The following is an 18,502-nucleotide window of genomic DNA, read 5'->3' on the forward strand; positions in this document are numbered from 1 at the left end:
ACGCTCGATCGGCAGCAGCCTGGTCGCCAGGAAGTACGTCTTCCCGTGCTGGGCATTGAGGCGTCGGCACCGGGCGTACGCGTCACGCAGGGCGGGCTCCCTGATGCCCGCCGCGTCGAGTTCACGGGCGGTCATACCGGTTCGTCCTCCCGTGCGGCACGCCGAGGCCGGCCCAGGGCCGAAGAGGGCGGAGGCGGACCGGTGACACGCTGTGCCGCGAGCTTTCCGGAGATGATCACGGTCGGTACGCCGACGCCGGGAGTGGTTCCACAGCCTGCCAATACGGCGTTCTCCGTGCCGCGCACGAGGTTGCGGGGCCGGAACGGCCCGGTCTGAGCGAAGGTGTGGGCGACGGAGAAGGGCGTTCCCGCAGCATGTCCCTGGTCGGTCCAGTCGACCGGGGTGACCAGGCACTCTTCCTCGATGGCCGAGCCGATGCCGGTGAGGCCGCGCTTGTCCAGCACACTGAGGAGCTCGTCCCGGTAGCGGGGCGCCAAGTCGTGCCACTCCCGTGTACCGGGTCCGATGTCGGTGTTGGGGCAGGGCGCGAGAATGTAGTGCAAGTGGCGGCCCGGCGGTGCGAGGGACGGATCGGTTGCCGTCGGCCGGGTGATGAGCAAGGACGGGTCGCTCATCAAGGCTCCCGCGCTGGTGAGTTCGCGGAACGTTTCCTTCCAGGCAGCGCCGAAGGAAATGGTGTGGTGGCCCAGTCCATGCCACGTACGGTTTGTTCCCGCGTGCAGGACGACGGCCGACGGAGAGTGGCGCAGCGCCAGCGGGCGAAGCGGCCGGCGGCCGAGCAGCCGGTAGGCGTCAGACAGGTCCGGGGTCAGCACGACCGCGTCACAGGCGATGCGTTCCTGGTCGGTGACGACAGCCGTGACCCGATCGCCCGAGCGCTCCAGCCGGACGACCTCACGGCCGTACCGCAGATCGGCACCCGCTTCGGTGGCCGCGTCCGCCATGGCCTGCGGCACGGTGTGCATGCCGCCCCGGGGGAAGTACACCCCGGCGACGGTGTCCATGTAGGCGATGACGGCGTACGCGGCGAGCGCACGGGCCGGCGCCACCCCCGCGTAGAGGGCCTGGAAGGAGAAGACCCGGCGCAGGCGTTCGTCGGACAGGAACCGGCCGATACGGGCGTCGAGTCGCCCGAAGCCGCCGAGCGCCGCGAGGCGTGCCAGGTCGGGGTGGAGAAGCCGCAGGGGCGAGTCGAAGTTGGCGTCGATGAAACGGCGCATCTGCACGGTGTACAGGCGCGAGAGCCAGTCGCGCAGACGGCGGTAGCCGGCCGCCTCGGCCGCTCCGGCGAAGCGCTCGATCTCCGACTCCATCGCCTCGGGGCCGGTGTGCACGTCCAGCTCGCTGCCGTCGGCGAATCGGGCCCGGTAGGCGGGGTGCAGAGGGATCAGCTCCACCCGGTCCCGCAGGGACATCCCCACGGCGGCGAACGCCTCGTCCAGGAGGTCCGGCATCGTCAGGACCGTCGGGCCGGTGTCGATCCGGTAGCCGCCGAGATCCAGTCGATTGGCCCGGCCACCGGGAAGTGTGTCCCTTTCGACCAAGGTGACGTGGCGGCCGGCACCGAGCAGATGCAACGTGGCGGACAGGCCGGCGAGCCCGGCTCCCACCACGACGACGTGATCCGTGCGTCCTTCAAGGGTTTTCATCGGCTGCTTCCTTGGACGGCGGCGGAAGAGAGGGGCATGGCGGACGGGCCGGCGCCCACCACCTCGGTGGGCGGGCCGGACACGGCGCGGAACAGCGCGCCGAGCCTGCGGCGAACGGTGTACTCGCCCCCTGCGGCTGCCAAACAGCGTCCGCTGTGGCTGACCAGCGAATCGATCTTCTTCTCGACCGTCTCCACGGCGCCGGTGGCCACCAGGACCGAGCGGACAGACGCCAGGCCGCTCTCCGACAGGGACGCGTCCCCGAGGGCTTCGTCGAGAAGTGAGAGCGCCGCACTGTCGCCCTCGGCGTCGGCACGCGCCCGCGCGACGGCGACCAGATAGGTGAGTTTGCCTTGGCGGACGTCCTCGCCTGCCGGCTTCCCCGTGTACTCCGGGTCGCCGAAGACACTCAGGAGGTCGTCGCGCAGTTGGAAGGCGATGCCGGCGCAGCGACCTGCGGCGCAAAGAGTTCTGACGGTGGCTTGGTCCGCTCCGGCCAGCGCGGCTCCGAGTGCGAGCGGACGCTCCACGGTGTAAAGGGCGCTCTTCAGGCAAGCCACCCGCAGTGCCCTCGCCATGGATCGTGAGTCGGTGATCTGTCCGTGCAGGTCGAGGTACTGACCGCCGACCATCTCCGTCCGCAGGTCGCGCCACACTTGACGGACCCGTACCTGCACATCCGCCGCCAGTACGGTGTCGGCGATGGCGTCGTCCGCCCATGCCAGGGCGAGGTCTCCGGTGAGGACGGCGGCGGCTTTACCGAACGGCACGCCGAGTGCTGAAGCGGGGGCGGTGGCGTACTGGGCCGCGAAGTCGGTGTGCACAGCGGGTCTGCCGCGGCGTAGCGCCGATCCGTCCATCACGTCGTCGTGCACGAGCGCGCACGTCTGGACGAGTTCCAGGGCGCAGGCGACACGCAGCGCCGCGTCCACATCGCTGACGTCGGATTCTCCTGCGCAGAACCGCATCCCCCACCACAGGAACTGGGAGCGTAGTCGCTTCCCACCCAGGAGCGTGAACCGCTCGACACGTTCAGCCACATCCCGGCCGAAGGTCGCGTCCACCGCCGTGGCCTGGGCGACCCGTTCTCCCAGGACCTGTTCGAGCACACGGCTCACCGCGCCCGGAACGTCGCGGTCCACCTCATCGGCCGCTGCTCGCCCAGAACCGGGCGGGTACCGAGGTCCGGCGCCGGGTGAGACGGCGGCGGGAGCACGCAGACCAAGCCGCGGGGTGGCCGGCGCGGGCTGTGAGGCACCTCGGCGCTCTCCGGCGGACGGTTCCGCCCGATTCAGGCACATGCGGTTCCTCTCATCGCTCCGTCGGTTGACACCACAGGTCATTCCGCTGGAGTCGGCTGTCCGGATGCGCTTGAGGAGGAATTCTTTCGTTCGGCCGTCCAGACCCGTTCGACAACTCACCGCGAAAAGTCACCCACAGGGAACCTGTGCCGTGTGGCGAGCGTGAGTAAGCCGATTCAGCCGAAAGTCACTCCAGAGCTACGGGCGGCGGAGGATGAACCGGATCCGTCCGGCGACATGGCGGCGCCCTCAGTCCTCGCTGAGGCCCCCGTGCTGTCTGGAAAATCTCCATCTGATGGATGAGCTGGTGATTACTGGACAGGCGCACAGGGTCGGGGCGTGTACGGAAGCATGCCGGGGCTGCGACTCCTCCGAGGAAGGCGTGGCGCCCGACAGGTGGAGTCACGTCCACGTCGACCCGAACGACCGGCTTGCGCCATTGCCCCTCGTGAGCGGACGCCACGCCGCTCGTCCAGGCCTTGGGAGTCCCGCAGACGGACGCCCGGGGGACACACGCGGGCGCTTCGCCGACCAGGCATCACGTCCCTTTTTGGAGGTCTCGCATGTCTGACACCACTGGGTCCGATCCACTCGCCGGGCTGTCCGCTGCCGGAGTCTCGATCTGGCTCGACGATCTGTCCCGTGAGCTGCTCGCCGGCGGCGAGCTGACCAAGCTGATCGCGGACCAGCACGTCGTGGGGGTGACGACGAACCCTACGATCTTCGCCTCGGCACTGTCCAAAGGGGACCGCTACACCGAACAACTGCGGAGGCTGGCGGATCAAGGAGCGAGCGTCGACGACGCTGTCTTCGCCCTCACCACCGATGATGTACGTGACGGCTGCCAGGCTTTCCGCTCGGTCTACCAGCAGACCGGCGGGAGCGACGGACGGGTCTCGATCGAGGTCGACCCGGGCTTGGCCCGGGACGCCGACGCCACCGTGGCGCAGGCCCGGAAACTGTGGGACGCGGTCGCGGAACCGAACCTGTTCGTGAAGATCCCCGCCACCCGTGAGGGACTGGCAGCGATCACCGCCGTCGTCGCTCAGGGCATCAGCGTCAATGTCACGCTGATCTTCTCCCTGGACCGCTATCGCGCGGTGATGGACGCCTACCTGACCGGACTGGAGCAGGCCCGGTCCGCGGGCCACGACCTGGCGGACATCCACTCGGTCGCCTCATTCTTCGTCTCCCGGGTCGACACCGAGGTCGACGCCCGCCTCGATGCTGTCGATACTCCCGAGGCCCGGGCCCTCAAGGGCAAGGCGGCGATCGCCAATGCCCGACTGGCTCACCAGGCATACCAGCAGATGACCGCAGAGCCGCGCTGGCAGGCCCTCGCCGCGGCCGGAGCGCATGCACAGCGCCCGCTGTGGGCGTCGACGGGTGTCAAAAATCCCGCCTACCCCGACACGATGTACGTCAGCGAACTCGTCATCGCCGGCACCGTGAACACCATGCCCGGCACCACCCTGGCCGCGTTCGCCGACCACGGGACCCTCCCCGACGACGCGTCGGCCACCGACGGGTACGCCGCGGCCGCGGCTCACTTCGCCGCGCTGGAACGGATCGGCGTCGACTTCGCTGACGTCACCGAGAGTCTCGAACGTGAAGGGCTGGCCAAGTTCGAGGACAGCTGGACTGAACTCGCCGCCTCGGTGGACCGCGAAATGCACACCGCCGACGACGAGTCCGGGAACTCGCACGGCTCGCCGGAGGACGCCGTGGGCGGCGCTGACCTCATGGCGATCTACCTCAACGACCACCTCTCGGGAGCGACTGCCGGCCTGGAACTCTTCCGGCGGGCCGCCCAGGCCCAGCAGGGGGAGGAGCGGGACACCGCGCTGGCCGAGCTGACCCGGCAGGTGGCGCAGGACCGTGAGTCGCTGACGAAGATCATGACCGACGTGGGCGTGTCCGTCGACCACTCCAAGGTCGCTCTTGGCTGGCTGGCCGAGAAGGCCGGCCGCCTCAAGCCCAACGGGCATCTGTTCTCCCGCTCCCCACTCAGCGATGTCCTGGAACTGGAATCCATGTTCCTCGGCGTCCAGGGCAAAGCGGCGTGCTGGCGCACCCTGCGGACGCTGGCCGAGACCGACGACCGGCTCTATCCCGAATACCTGGACACACTGCTGGAGCGGGCCGAGCACCAACTGGCCACCTTGGAAAGCCTGCGCCTCGCCGCCGTCGGCCGCGTCTTTTCGTCCACTCGGCCGTCCGGATGACGGGCCGTCCGGTCCGTCCTCCGGCCGTGCTCGGAAGAATGTAACGTGTCTTTTATATCTATATAAGGAGTCTTTATGGCGAACGGGACATCGGGGAACGGGTCTGCCGCAGCACACGAGCGTGGAGTGAGTTCGCCCGTGAGCGACCAGGTGGGCTGGGACGCGGTGGATGTACGGGCGGTGGACACGGTTCGGCTGCTTGCCGCCGACGCCGTCCAGAAGGTCGGCAACGGTCACCCCGGTACGGCGATGAGTCTGGCGCCCCTGGGCTACCTGTTGTTTCAGAAGGTGATGCGCCATGACCCGAATGACGACCGGTGGCTGGGGCGCGACCGCTTCGTGCTGTCGTGCGGTCATTCCAGCCTGACGCTGTACATCCAGCTCTATCTGTCCGGGTACGGTCTTGAACTGCCGGACCTGCAGGCATACCGCACGTGGGGGTCGGCAACGCCCGGCCATCCCGAGCACCGCCACACCCCCGGGGTCGAGATCACCACCGGACCGCTGGGGCAGGGCCTGGCCAGCGCCGTGGGTATGGCGATGGCCGCGCGCCGCGAGCGCGGCCTCCTCGATCCGGACGCCGCGCCCGGCGCGTCCCCCTTCGACCACCACGTCTACGTCATCGCCTCCGACGGAGACCTCATGGAGGGCGTCACCTCCGAGGCGAGTTCCCTCGCCGGACACCAGGAACTCGGCAACCTGGTGATGTTCTACGACTCCAACAACATCTCCATCGAGGACGACACCAACGTCTCGTTCAGCGAAGACGTACCGGCCCGCTACGCCGCCTACGGCTGGCACGTGCAGACCGTGGACTGGACCCGCACCGGCGACTACGTCGAAGACGTGGACGCGCTGTTGGCCGCGATCGAGGCGGCCAAGGCGGAGACCGGCCGCCCCTCGCTGATCATGCTGCGTACCCTGATCGGCTGGCCCGCCCCCACCAAGCAGAACACCGGAAAGGCGCATGGCTCGGCGCTGGGCGACGACGAAGTCGCCGCGACGAAGGAGCTGTTGGGCTTCGACCCGGCGCGCACGTTCGTCGTCGAGGACGAGGTCCTGGCGCGGACTCGCGAGGCGTCGGATCGCGGGCACGATGTGCACGCCCGATGGCAGGACCAGTTCACCGCCTGGCGCGAGGCCAACCCCGCGCGCGCCGCGCTGCTCGACCGGCTGCAGGCACAGGAGTTGCCGGAGGGGTGGGCCGAGACGCTGCCCCAATTCCCGGCCGACTCCAAGGGGATGGCCACCCGCAAGGCATCCGCAGCGGTGCTCAACGCCGTCGCGGATGTCCTGCCTGAGCTATGGGGAGGGTCGGCCGACCTCGCCGAGAGCAACAACACCACGATGGAGGGCGAGCCGTCCTTCCTGCCGGCCGACCGGCAGACCAAGGAGTGGAAGGGCGACCCGTATGGGCGCACCCTGCACTTCGGCATCCGCGAGCACGCGATGGGCGCGGTCCTCAACGGCATCGCGCTGCAAAGCCTGACGCGGCCGTACGGCGGCACGTTCCTCACCTTCTCGGACTACATGCGCCCCGCGGTCCGGCTGGCAGCCCTGATGCAGCTGCCCGCGACGTACGTGTGGACCCACGACTCGATCGGCCTGGGCGAGGACGGCCCGACGCATCAGCCCGTCGAGCACCTCGCCGCACTGCGCGCCATCCCCGGCCTGGATGTCGTACGGCCCGCTGACGCGAATGAGACCGCTGCCTGCTGGCGCACCGTTCTGGAGCACACCGACCGGCCCGCCGGGCTGATCCTCACCCGGCAGAACCTGCCCGTGCTGGACCGGAGCAGCGGGGAGTTCGCCGCCGCGTCGAACGCGGCCCGCGGCGGGTACACCCTTGCCGAAAGCGAGGGGAGTTCGACACCGGACGTCATCCTCGTCGCGACGGGCTCGGAGGTGCAGATCGCCCTGGACGCCCGTGCCCTGCTGGCATCGGACGGTCTGGCGGTGCGAGTGGTGTCCATGCCGTGCCGGGAGTGGTTCGCCGCCCAACCACTGGCTTACCAGGATGAAGTCCTGCCGCCCGAGGTCCGGGCCCGGGTCAGTGTCGAGGCCGCCGTCGGCCAGGGCTGGCGCGACGTGGTCGGAGACGCGGGGCGGATCATCAGCCTTGAGCACTACGGCGCTTCAGCGGACTACCAGCGGCTCTACACCGAATTCGGCATCACCGCCGAGGCGGTGGCGGCCGCCGCCCGCGACAGCATCCGGGACGCCACTGAGCCCCCGCGCCCGGGCGGCCGTCAGCAGACCGCCGCCCCCACGAGCGGAGGCACGGGGGACCGTCCGTGACGGTCTTCGAGTGACTTCGGCACCGGGAGTGTGTCGAGTTGCCTTTGCCAGGCCGGGGGCGTTCCTCGGCCTGGCGGCTACCGGTCGCTGATCTTCGGCGGCGTCCCGGTCCGTGTCCTGACCGCCCTGCGAGCGGGCCTCCGGCACGGGGGCGTTCGCAGATCCCCGATGGAGCGCGGAACGCGGTCTGTATTGGAGACTGGTAGTCGGCCAGGACGGCCCGTCCAAGGGATCGTCCTGGCCGCAGTCCTGCCAACTCATCGTCGATTGAGGAGTTCAGATGCGTCTGTCCACGCGCGTGGTTGCCGCCGTTTTCGTCGCTACCGGGGCCCTCACCGCCTTGGCGCCTCAGGCCGTGGCAGTTCCCATGCCCTGGGAGACCAGTAATGCCCCCACGACCGTCACTCACCACCCCGCCCTCCCAGTGCTCAACGACGGCGGCACGTTCACGGTGCAGTGCGGGAACCCCTGTTACCAGTAGGCGCCCTCACCGACCGGTCCACAGCGCTCTCTCGCGGCGCAGTGGACCGGTCGGTGATGGCGGTGTGCGGATGCGTGCGGCGGCAGACTGCACAGCGCCGCGGACTTCCCGGCTCGACCACTCCGCGCGCCGCGGGGCCGGACCCTGCCGGAGGAGCTCTGGGTGTGGGAACGGGCAGGGGTCCGGTTCAGTTGTTGTCGACCTCAAGTCCGTCGAAGGTCATGTAGGTCCCGTCGACTTTGGTCAGTACGAGTGTGTGCAGACCGGCGGGCAGGCCGGTCTTCGACCATACGACGACGTTCGAGCGACGCTGGCCGTCACTGGGTACGGTGTCGACGCTGGTCGGCGTGCCCGCGTCCAGCACTGCCGAGAAATGGCCTTCGTCGCTGCTCTGTTCGCCGTACACCTTGATACCGGTACCGACGAACGTATAAGTGATCGCCGAGCCGTTGTCCGACGCGTAGTGGATGTCGTCCTGGTAGTCGTCGAGCCCCCGGCCGCTCTGATAGCTGAATCCGGAGTACTGGACCGTCGGGTCGCTGTCGTTGAGTCGGACGGTGGCGGGAGCCTTGCCGACCACGAAGACGGTTGTGACCGGTGGCGAGGCGACGCCGCGCGAGTTCGACTGTACGGCCACGAGTGTGTGCTGACCGTCGGGCTCCGTCGCGGTGCACGACCATGCGGAGCCCGTGACCGTCACACGGCACAGGGGGGTGCCGCCGTCTGTCACGGTGACCGTGTCACCCGTGACCCCGGACCCGCGAACGGTGAACGTGTTCGTCACGCCGGTCGCGCCGGTCGCCGGTGCGGAGATCTTGGGCGCGGCGACGAGACCGCCGACCGACACCTGCGAGGTGTCCGCACCGGGCGGGAGCGAGGCGATCAGGAAGCCGGGTGAGAGCACCTGCACCTTCGGGGCGGCGTGGCCGGAGAAGTAGACCGGGGTTCCCGGCACGAACCCGGCGCCACCGATCAGCACCCGCATGGTCGTGGTGCCGTTGGAGAACGTCGCTTGTGGCGGCGAGACGTAGTCGGCCTCGATGTCCGTCGTGTCGGCGAAGCCTCGTCCCGACGTGTCCGCGCCGGCGTTGCGCAGTGCCGTCAGCTGGATGTCGTTCGGCCCGGGGGAGTTCGGGATGGTGGTGTTGCTGCCGACGTGGCTGTCGACCGCGTCGGCGCAGATGTACTGACCGGCGGGCGCGGAGAAGTAGTTGCCCTCGACGAGGAAGTGCCCGGTGGCCGCGCAGCCTCCCTGGGCGTTGGCGCCGTTGTTGTGGAACTGCACGTTGCCGACGTAGTGGATCCACTCGGAGCCGGCGTCGTCGTAGAAGGAGGCGAAGCCGGGCCCCTGGTTGTAGGTGACGTTGCCGATCACCTGCAGGCCGTGCGCCATCGTGGCGTCGAAGTCGATCGTCTTGCCATCGGCTTTGTAGTGGTAGGCGCCCTGGTGTCCTTCCATGTACACGCCGCCCCCGTCGCCGAGCACCTTGAGGTAGTCGTGGATGAGGTTGTCGCTGATCGTGTTGTCGGCGTTGATGTTGAGCGTGTTCGAGGGGTGGTCCGCCGAGTCGACGTGTCCCTGGATGACACCGGCGGTGATGCCGGTGTAGGGCAGGTCGTAGAGCTCGTTCTGGGTGACCAGCGTGTGTCGGGTGTACAGCAGCGTGATGCCGCTTGCCGAGGGGTAGTCGGTGCCGATGTGGTGAATGACGTTGTCCGAAATCGTGTTGCCGGTGGCGATTTCGTTCGTCCCGATCGCGTCGCCGGCCACAGCTGATGGATCCGGGGTGCAGTTGTCCTTGATCGTCTTTGGTGTGTCGGGGTTCTTGGTCAGGTAGTCCGGGAAGTGGGCCGGATCGGGGTTGACCGGCGTGGGGTCGGCGGTGCAGCCGAGCAGGATCGAGGTTGACGCGATATCGGTGAACTCGTTGCCCTGGACGAGGTTGTGTGACGAGCCGTAAGCGATGCGGAGGCCTGCCCCACCGAGTTCCGCGAACCGGTTGCCGGTCAGTGTGATGTGGTTCGCGGCGGTGAAGGAGACGTTGGCGTGCGGCTCGGTCAGCAGGCCCCAGGGGCAGCTGCCGGCCGGGTTCGAGAACGAGCACATGCCCTGGTTGTTCGCCCCCGTCATGTGCAGGTTGCTCTGCACGTCGGCGAAGCCTGCGGGCTCGGAGGGGGCGTTCCACGTGGCGTAGGAGAATGTGAGCCCGGTGAACGTCAGATCGTGGACGGGACGAGCCAGGCTGCCCGTGCCCTGCACGAGGGTCTCCAGGTGGGGCAGTTCGACATCGAGGCTGTCCGGCTTGGCCGCGTTCAGCGGGGCGAGGTAGAGGGTGTGGCCTGACTGGTCGAGGAACCACTGGCCCGGGTGCAGGAGGCTTCTGGCGTTCTGGATCGAGGTCGGCATCTGCGAGGGGCTCATGGCGGGCAGTGTGCCGCTGGCCTGGGAGTACTCGGCGCGGCCGGTGACGTTCTTCCAGCACGGCTCGTTCAGGGTCAGCGACGTGCCGGACAGCGACTGCACGCGGCACTTGGAGTCGGTCCACTGCCCGTTCCCGCCCGGGTAGTCGAATTCGACCTGCCGCAACTGGGCCGGCGTCATCGCCGTGAAGAAGGCGAGCCCGGCTGGGTCGCCCTTGAGGTCGTACCCCGTGGTCGAGCCTTTCCAGCCGCCGGCGAAGTGCAGTTGGGCGGGTGTGGCCTGCGAGACGGGCACCTCCGCGCCGTCGACGTAGAGCTGACGGCTGGCGCTTGCGGCCGGTACGGATGCCGACCAGACGCCTGACGGGGAGGAAGTGGTCCAGTTACGCACGCGGGTCGCACCGGAGAGTATCGGGTGGGCGCCGCGCGCCGCCGTCCATACGACCGGATGCCCGGGGCTGCCTGAGTCTGCCGCGTCGAATTCGAGGGGTGCCGCCAGTTGGTAAGTACCGCCGCCCAGGATCACCTGCACCGTGTCGGTACGCCCCGCACGGGCGTGACGGGCAGTCTGCTGGGCCGTGGTGATCGAGCAAGGCGCCCCGGACGAGCACCGAGTGCCCGTGCCGTCGGGTGCCGCGTAGACGGACGCCACGGAGTCGGCCACCGCGACATCGGCGGACACGAGACCTGTCGCGAGAAGAGCTGTCACCGCTGTACCCGCCAGCAGCAGGACGGAATGTCTTCGTTTAGGCAGCCACACGGTGAGTCTCCTTCAGAGCCGAGGCGTTCCTCAGACATTCATCCGACCTATGCTGAGAAACGTCACGGTAACCTTGGGGTATAACCGCGTCAAGGCTCTAAGCATCCGATGAATGGCGTCCTCTGTGTGCTGTGCCCGGTGCCCCATACCGAGTGCCTGACGCTGTCGGACCCGGAGAATCTCCAGCTCGCGGGCGGGATCGTCCCAGCTGCCGCCCCCATGGGAACACGCCGTTGTGGAGGGCGGTGTTCTGTTCACAGGGCGAGGGCGCGACGATCCGGCTGCTGCTGGAGGCCGGTGCCGACGCTGACCGGGACAGCGGCCATGGCATGAGCCCGCGGGTGTTGGCGGGACGCGTCGCCAACTACGACGTAGCTGCTCACTTGCCTGCCGGAGACGCGACTTCCTCCTAGGATTCACCGCCCGTGGGGACCGGTTGGGGTTGGTAGAAGGTGCCGTCGCCGACCTCGATCAGGATGCGGGCTGCGGTAAACATCCCCTGCGGCGGAACCGGCTCGGCGACACCCACGAGGAGACGCTAGCCGCCCGGCTCGAACTTGCTCGCGTCTTTGCCGTCGGACCAGGCCGGTTGATCCCAGCGAGGCGCGAGTGGTCGGGTCGGGTCGACCCGTGGCTCAACGAGAAAGCGTGGCCGTGGCCATTTCCAGGAGTTCCTGGACGTGCAGACCGCGCGCGGCGTCGATCGGGGAGGAAACGCCGGAGCGGACGGCGGACGCGAACTCTCGGCGCAGTACGGGCCAGCATTCCTCGTGGTCGAGTTCCGCCGTGTCGTAGACGATCTCCTCGCCGGGTCCGTACAGCTCGATGCGCGTGCGGGCCGCGGGGAGGCGGACCGTGCCGGAGAGGGATGCCTGGCTGATCGCACCGTTGGTGTGTTCACAGGTCAGCTCGATCCAGCGGCGCGAGTCTCCCGTCGCGTGCACGGACGCGATCGGACCGACAGCCGCGTCGAGCAGGTCCAGCAGATGGGGCCCGAGATCGAGCAGGGCACCTTGCTCCAGCCGCCACGGGGTGGCGAACTCCCCGCCGAGGAAGGCACCGTGGAGATAGCAGGAGCGCGCCCCCGTCGCCTCCGTCTGTGCCGCGAGACGGAGGAACTCGCGCGTCACCGGGTGGTAACGCTTCGTCAGAACGAGCTGGGAGACGACACCGTGCTCCGCCACCGCTTCGGCGACCTTGCGGGCCGACGCCAGGTCAGGGCCCAGCGGTTTCTCCAGCAGCACGGGTTTGCCGGCCCGTGCCGCGCGTACCGCCAACTCCGCCTGGACGGCGGGTGGTACGGCGAAGGCGATGGCCTCGCTGAGGTCCAGGAGTTCTTCGAACGAGGCGGCCACCGGAGCGTCGTACGGTGCGGCGGTCTCGGCGGCGGCCTCGGGGCGCCTCGCCCACACGCCGGCGAGTTGGGTCTCGGGTCCTGCCGCGAGCATCCGGGCGTGCATCGTCCGGGCCCAGGGGCCGGCGCCGACCAGACCCACTCGCAAGGGCGGCTGATCGGCGGCGTTCGGACCGGGCGGGTGTTCGGAAGGCGAGTCGAGCGACATGGGGGCTCCATGGAAGTACGGGTGTGTAGAGGCAGTTGGGAGAGGCTGCCGGTCAGCGGGAAGTGTCAGGCGCCGTTGAGCGCGGCCAGTCGGGTGTCGGCCCTGTCCGGGGCGTAGAGGTGCTCGACGACCATGGCGGCCGCGCCACTGAGCGCTGCCTGGTCGCCGAGACGGGACGTCACCACGTTGAGGTGTGCCGTCGTGCGCGGCATCGCGCGCTGGTAGAGGAGTTCGCGCACACCCGTCAGGAACGGCGTGCCGGCCAGATCGCCCGCGAGGACCAGCACCCCGGGGTTGAGCAGGGTCACCACGGTGACCAGCACTTCTCCGACCCGCTGACCGGCCTCGCGGGCCAGTCTGACGGCGTCCGGCTGGCCCGCAGCCAGGTGTTCCCGTACGTCGGAGCCCGACGTCGTCGGAATGCCGGCGGACGCCAACTGCTCAGCGATCGCACGGCCGCTGGCCACGGCCGCGAGGCAGCCGTAGGACCCGCACATGCACAACGCCTCGGTCCTGTCGTGCAGCCGGATGTGTCCGATGTCGCCGGCTCCGCCGTCGATGCCCCGGTAGGGCTCCCCGTCGACGACGACACCGGCGCCGATGCCTGTGGACACCTTCACCAGCACGAACGCTGAGCAGTCGGGGTAGAAGAGGCGCTGTTCGGCGTAGGCCATGAGATTGGCGTCGTTGTCGACGAGCACGGGTACCGGCGCCCCGGCGGACGGGACGTGCCGGGCGTACGCCTCCTGCATCCGGACGGGGACCGGGTACTGGTCCCAGCCCGGCATGATCGGGGGCTGGACGAGCTGTCCCGTCGTCCAGTCGACGGGGCCGGGTACGGACAGACCGATTCCGCAGACCCGTGAGGCGTCGGTGCCCGCCTTCTCCAGCAGCGAGGGGAACCAGCTCGCGACGGTGTCCAGCACCCGGTCGGGGCCGTCCGAGATGAGCAACGGCTCCGAGCGGTCGGCGAGGAGGGTGCCGTCCAGGCCGAGCACCGCGGCCCGGCTGTGCCGGGTCTCCAGGTCGACGGCGAGGACCACCGCGTGCGAGGAGTTGAACTCCAGGCGTGCGGAGGGCCGTCCGCCGGTAGAGGCGCCGGCTGCCGTGTCCCGCAGCCACCCGGCGGCGAAGAGCTGGTCCAGGCGGTTGCCGACGGTGGACCGGGACAGCCCTGTCACATGCTGGAGTTCGCCGCGCGTCACTGCTTCACCCGTGCGGATCAGCCGCAGCAGATGCCCCGCACTCGCCTGGTTCACCGGCATCGTCGTCCCTACTCCCGATCTCTTCACTAACCCTTGTCCGCACCGCTGGTGAGGCCCTCGGTCAGCAGCCGCTCCGCCGCGTAGAACAGCAGTACCACGGGGAGGGTCAGGACCACCGACCCAGCCATCAGAACTGTCTTGGGAACCTCGATGCCGTTCGCCAGTTGCTGCAGTCCCAGGGAGACCGTCCACTTGTCGGGGTCGGCGGCCAGGAAGAGGAGGGCGAAGAGGAATTCGTTCCAGGCAATCATGAAGACATAGAGGCCGGTGGCCATCAATGACGGCATCGCGAGCGGCAGCACCACCCTGCGCACGGTCTGCCAGCGTGACGCACCGTCGAGAGCGGCGGCCTCCTCGACGCTCACCGGGATGGTGATGAAGTAGTTCTTCAGCATGTAGATCGAGACGGGCACGGTCTGGGCGATGTAGACGATCGCCAGTCCGACCAGGCTCCCGGAGAGGCCGATCTTCGCGAACATCACGAACAGCGGAACGGCGAGGAGGGTGGCGGGGAAGAGATAGACCGCCAGGAACAGTGCGCTGACGTGGCGGCTGCCGAAGAACTTCAGCCGGCTGATGGCGTACGCGCCCGGGACGGCGGCGGCCAGCGTGAGAGCTACCGTACCGAGCGACACCAGCGCCGAGTTGAGCATCATCCGCAGGAAGCCCTGGCCGCCGTCGTCGGTGGACTGCAGGACGTTCTTGTAGGTGTCGAGGGTGAAGTCCTTGCCGGAGACCCACAGGGACCCTGGGTCCAGCAGCAGTGCGTCGATCGGCTTCACCGAAAGCAGCAGCATGTAGTAGAAGGGCACGAGCGTGATCAGTGCCAGGCAGACGATGGTGACCCATCGCAGGACGCCGAAGAGGCGTTCCTCGAACTGAGTGCGGGTCATCACGCCTCCTCCTGAACCTTCTTGGCGAAGAACTTGAAATAGATGCCGAGCAGGACCATCAGCACGACCGCGAGGACCAGGGCCTGTGCGGCCGCCGCGCCCACGTCGAAGTTCGCGGTCAGGAAGTCGTACACGCGCACGGCCACGACGTCGGTGCCGGAGCCCCCGCCGGTGAGCAGGTAGACGTCGTCGAACTTGTTGAAGGTCATGATGAAGCGCAGCACGCTCAGCAGTGCGATGACCGGCATCAGTTGGGGGAGCAGGATGTACCGGAACCGCTGGGTGGGGGTCGCGCCGTCCACGCGGGCCGCCTCTTCGAGTCCGTCCGGTACGGCCTGGAGCCGGGCGAGGAGGAAGAGGAAGGCGAACGGGAAGTACCGCCAGGTCTCGAAGGCGATGACGGTCAGCAGCGCCAGCGGTATCCCGAAGTGCGCGCCGAACAGGTTCACTTCGTAGCTGCGTGTGGAGAGGAACGCGATGGGGTTGTCCCAGCCGAGCAGCTTGCCGCCCCAGTGGTTGACGATGCCGTACTGGGGGCTGAGCGCGACCTGCCAGACGAAGGCGACGGCGACGACGGGGGCGACGTACGGCAGGAGCATGGTGCTGCGCACCAGGCCACGCCCGCGGAACGGCTTGCGCAGCGCGAGGGCGGCGATCAGTCCGAGCACGACGGAGCCCAGGGTGCCGCCGACGGTGTAGACGAGCGTGGTGACCAGGCTCGACCAGAAGCCGGGGGAGGTGAACACCTCCACGAAGTTGTGGAAGGACCAGTTGCCGAACACCCCCATGCCCTGGATGTCGACCAGCTTGGCGTTCTGGAAGGCCAGCAGGACGGTCCAGAGGATCGGGATGACGACGACGATCAGCACGACGACGAAGGTGGGTGTGACGAAGGCCAGGCCTGCGCGGTTCTCCCGCCGGCTGGCGGTGAGTGGGGGGCGCTTCTTCGCGGCCCGCGGATATGAGCTCATGTGGGTTCCTCGACGGGGGCGGCCGACGGCCTGTTACTGGAGGGATTTCTGCAGTGCGGAGACGTCATCGTCGGCTTCCTCGGCCGCCTGGCCGGGTGAGATCTGGCCGCCGGTCATGGCGCTGATCGCCTTGGGCACCGGTAGCTGGCCGTTGGTGGCGCCGACGAGGGCGCCCTGGCCTTGTTTGAAGCCCCAGCGCTGCATGTTGCTGACGCCGGCGACGAGTTGGTCCAGGAGCTGGGTGGGGAAGACCTGGTCGAGCGGTTTGCGGTCGTCGACGCCGATCGCGCTGTGCCGCCAGGCGGTCAGGAACTTGTCGGGGTCGGCGGCTGTGCCGTGCCGCACGGGGATCTGGCCCTCGGGAGCCATGCCGATCCAGTCCTGGAGCCCTTGGTCCATCATGTACCGGATGAAGGTGGTCGACGCGGAGGTCTCGGCCGTCTTCGTCGCGACCCAGGAGGCGACTTCGCCGAACTGGGCCGGCTTCTTGCCCGCGGAGCCGGAGAGGGCCGTGACGACACCGCTGTTCTCGGACAGGAACTGCTTGTTGTTCTTGCACTGCGGGCAGCTGGGCAGTGCGTCGTTACGCAGTCCCGCCAGTTCGTCGAGGAGGAACGTCGACCACAGCACCATGCCGGACTTGCCGGCGAAGTAGGTGGCGCGGGTCGAGTCGACGGTCTGGGTGCCGGGTGCGCCGTAGGTACTGCCGAGCTTGTTGTACACACCGAAGGTGTCCCGGCAGGCGGGGGAGTCCAGTGTGACGTCGCCGGCGCCGTTCACCAGCTGGCAGTTGTTGGCGAGCGCGAGGTCCTCGAAGCTCTGCTGGGTGAACACGTCGCTGGGATCGGTGGCGACCGAGATCCCCGACCGGCTCGGTGTCTTGAGGGTCTGTGCCGCCTTGAGCAGCTTGGGATAGGTGTCGGGCACCGGCAGCCCCGCCTTGGCCAGCATGTCCTTGCGGTAGACGAGAATCTGCAGCCAGGCGTCGGAGGGCACGGCGAGCTGGGTCGTCCTGTCGCTGGTCAGCCGTAGCGCGTTGGCGTCGAATGTCGTGCGGTCGAGGCTGTTGACGATCTGGCCGCTGATCTTCGTGTTCAGCAGACCGTTGGTGTACATCTGCCAGACCTGGCCGATCGGGACGGCACCGATGACATCGGGCAGGGTGCCGGCCGCGGCGGCGGACATGATCAGCTGCGGGAGCTGGTTCTCGTCCACCCCGACCACTTTGACCTTGATGCCGGTCCGCTTCTCGAAGCGGGCGACGATCTTCTTCGTCACCGCCATCTGCGGCGGCAGGTTCTCCTGTGACCACACGGTGATCTTGTTGTCCGGTTTGGCCGCGCCGGTGTCTGTCGAGCATCCGGCGAGTACGCCGACGCCCAACACCGCCGCCAGCGCGCCCGCTGCGGTCTTCGTCGACCGACGGATCCACGTACGCATGGCTCATCCTCACGCTACTTATGCTTCGTATGCACGCATCACAGCATCACTTTTGCATGTTGACAAGACATAACTCTGAGATATCTTCGACCTAAGTCAAGTGGTACGGCAGCCCAGCCGAGCCCTCAGCGTCAACTTCTCGGAGCCCCACGTGGAACGCGTCGTCCAGTTCACCGGCCCGCGACAGGTCGAAGTCGCCGAGCACGACAGCGCCCCGCTGCCCCCGGGCCATCTCCGGGTGCGTACGCGCTACTCGGGTGTGTCGGCGGGCACCGAACTCACCGCGTATCGCGGCACCAACCCCTACCTGACCCGCACCTGGGACCCGGAGGCGCGGATCTTCCGGGACGGCGCCGCCGGCATCGAGTACCCCGTCGCCGGCTGGGGCTACTCGGAGGTCGGCGAGGTGACCGAGATCTCGGACGAACTCACCGGCACACCGGGACTGCCGGCCGTCGGCGACCTGGTCTGGGGCATCTGGGGCCACCGCAGCGAAGGCATCGTCCCGGTGGAACGGATGATCGGGCACACCCTCCCGGCGGGCCTCGACCCGCTCGCCGGCACCTTCGCCCGGGTCGGCGCCATCGCGTACAACGCGGTCCTGGCCTCCGACATCCACGTCGGCGAGGACATCGCCATCTTCGGCCAGGGCGTCATCGGACTGCTCACCACCCGGCTCGCCCAGCTCAACGGCGGCCGTGTGACAGCGGTCGACGCCCTGGACGGGCGGCTCGACACCGCACGCCGGTACGGCGCGACCACCACCCTGAACGCCGTCACCGGGGGCGTCGCCGAGGCGATCCGCGCCGCCACAGAAGAGCGGGGCGCCGACGTCGCCATTGAGATCAGTGGTGTGTACCCGGCCCTCCACGAGGCGGTGCGCTCCGTCACCGTCGGTGGCCGCGTCGTCGCCTCCGGGTTCTACCAGGGGGACGCCATCGGTCTGCGCCTCGGCGACGAGTTCCATCACAACCGCGTACAGCTGATCTGTTCCCAGATCGGTGGTGTGCCACCGCAGCTGTCCGGCCGCTGGACCGTGGAGCGTCTCCAGCGCACCTTCCTGGCACTCGTCGCCGAAGGCCGTGTCGACGTGACCTCACTCGTCAGCCATGTCGTACCGGCCGACGAAGCGGCCGAAGCCTATGTCCTGCTGGACGAGCGTCCCGCCGACGCCCTCCAGGTCATCCTGGAATTCTGAGATTCTGAAAGGCCCTG

Annotated in this window: 11 protein-coding genes and 1 pseudogene; 3 read left to right on the top strand and 9 right to left on the bottom strand. The window is 68.5% G+C overall.

The window, feature by feature from the left end; genetic code table 11:
- The 3 genes and pseudogenes from HY68_RS45965 to HY68_RS37850 form a co-directional block, all read right to left on the bottom strand.
- A pseudogene (locus tag HY68_RS45965) lies at positions 1-135 on the bottom strand (phytoene/squalene synthase family protein); the annotation flags it as partial.
- Entirely contained in the window at positions 132-1,670 is a 1,539-nt protein-coding gene (locus HY68_RS37845; RefSeq protein WP_042001948.1) for a phytoene desaturase, read from the bottom strand. The pseudogene HY68_RS45965 and the gene HY68_RS37845, both read right to left, overlap by 4 nt.
- Positions 1,667-2,812, bottom strand: a complete 1,146-nt coding sequence (locus tag HY68_RS37850; RefSeq protein WP_052457574.1) for a polyprenyl synthetase family protein — start codon at positions 2,810-2,812, stop codon at positions 1,667-1,669. The genes HY68_RS37845 and HY68_RS37850 overlap by 4 nt, the downstream gene beginning before the upstream one ends.
- A 722-nt stretch (positions 2,813-3,534) precedes the next feature.
- Here HY68_RS37850 and tal point away from each other — a divergent pair.
- Both tal and tkt read left to right on the top strand, forming a co-directional pair.
- A complete protein-coding gene (gene tal, locus HY68_RS37855) occupies positions 3,535-5,196 on the top strand; it encodes a transaldolase (protein WP_063779762.1) in 1,662 nt (553 codons plus the stop codon).
- Between the two features lie 75 nt (positions 5,197-5,271).
- Positions 5,272-7,494, top strand: a complete 2,223-nt coding sequence (tkt, locus tag HY68_RS37860; RefSeq protein WP_042001952.1) for a transketolase — start codon at positions 5,272-5,274, stop codon at positions 7,492-7,494.
- 668 nt (positions 7,495-8,162) lie between these two features.
- On the opposite strand, the gene HY68_RS37870 is transcribed toward tkt, so the two are convergent.
- The 6 genes from HY68_RS37870 to HY68_RS37900 form a co-directional block, all read right to left on the bottom strand.
- Positions 8,163-11,156, bottom strand: coding sequence for a hypothetical protein (locus HY68_RS37870; protein ID WP_157874588.1), 2,994 nt, complete (start codon positions 11,154-11,156; stop codon positions 8,163-8,165).
- Positions 11,157-11,791: 635 nt separating this feature from the next.
- A complete protein-coding gene (locus tag HY68_RS37880) occupies positions 11,792-12,718 on the bottom strand; it encodes a Gfo/Idh/MocA family oxidoreductase (RefSeq protein ID WP_042001960.1) in 927 nt (308 codons plus the stop codon).
- A gap of 65 nt (positions 12,719-12,783) precedes the next feature.
- A complete protein-coding gene (locus HY68_RS37885) occupies positions 12,784-13,983 on the bottom strand; it encodes an ROK family protein (RefSeq protein ID WP_042001963.1) in 1,200 nt (399 codons plus the stop codon).
- Between the two features lie 26 nt (positions 13,984-14,009).
- Positions 14,010-14,876, bottom strand: a complete 867-nt coding sequence (locus HY68_RS37890) for a carbohydrate ABC transporter permease (RefSeq protein WP_042001966.1) — start codon at positions 14,874-14,876, stop codon at positions 14,010-14,012.
- Positions 14,876-15,847, bottom strand: coding sequence for a sugar ABC transporter permease (locus HY68_RS37895; RefSeq protein ID WP_042001969.1), 972 nt, complete (start codon positions 15,845-15,847; stop codon positions 14,876-14,878). Before HY68_RS37895 ends, HY68_RS37890 begins: the two co-directional genes overlap by 1 nt.
- 33 nt (positions 15,848-15,880) lie before the next feature.
- Positions 15,881-17,287 (bottom strand): extracellular solute-binding protein, encoded by a 1,407-nt coding sequence (locus tag HY68_RS37900; RefSeq protein WP_042001976.1) that lies wholly within the window; start codon positions 17,285-17,287, stop codon positions 15,881-15,883.
- A gap of 151 nt (positions 17,288-17,438) precedes the next feature.
- Here HY68_RS37900 and HY68_RS37905 point away from each other — a divergent pair, with 151 nt between their 5' ends.
- Positions 17,439-18,485, top strand: coding sequence for a zinc-binding alcohol dehydrogenase (locus tag HY68_RS37905; protein WP_042001979.1), 1,047 nt, complete (start codon positions 17,439-17,441; stop codon positions 18,483-18,485).
- The last annotated feature ends 17 nt before the right edge of the window (positions 18,486-18,502 follow it).

It is taken from the genome of Streptomyces sp. AcH 505 (assembly GCF_000818175.1).
In the GTDB taxonomy this organism is placed as follows: domain Bacteria; phylum Actinomycetota; class Actinomycetes; order Streptomycetales; family Streptomycetaceae; genus Streptomyces.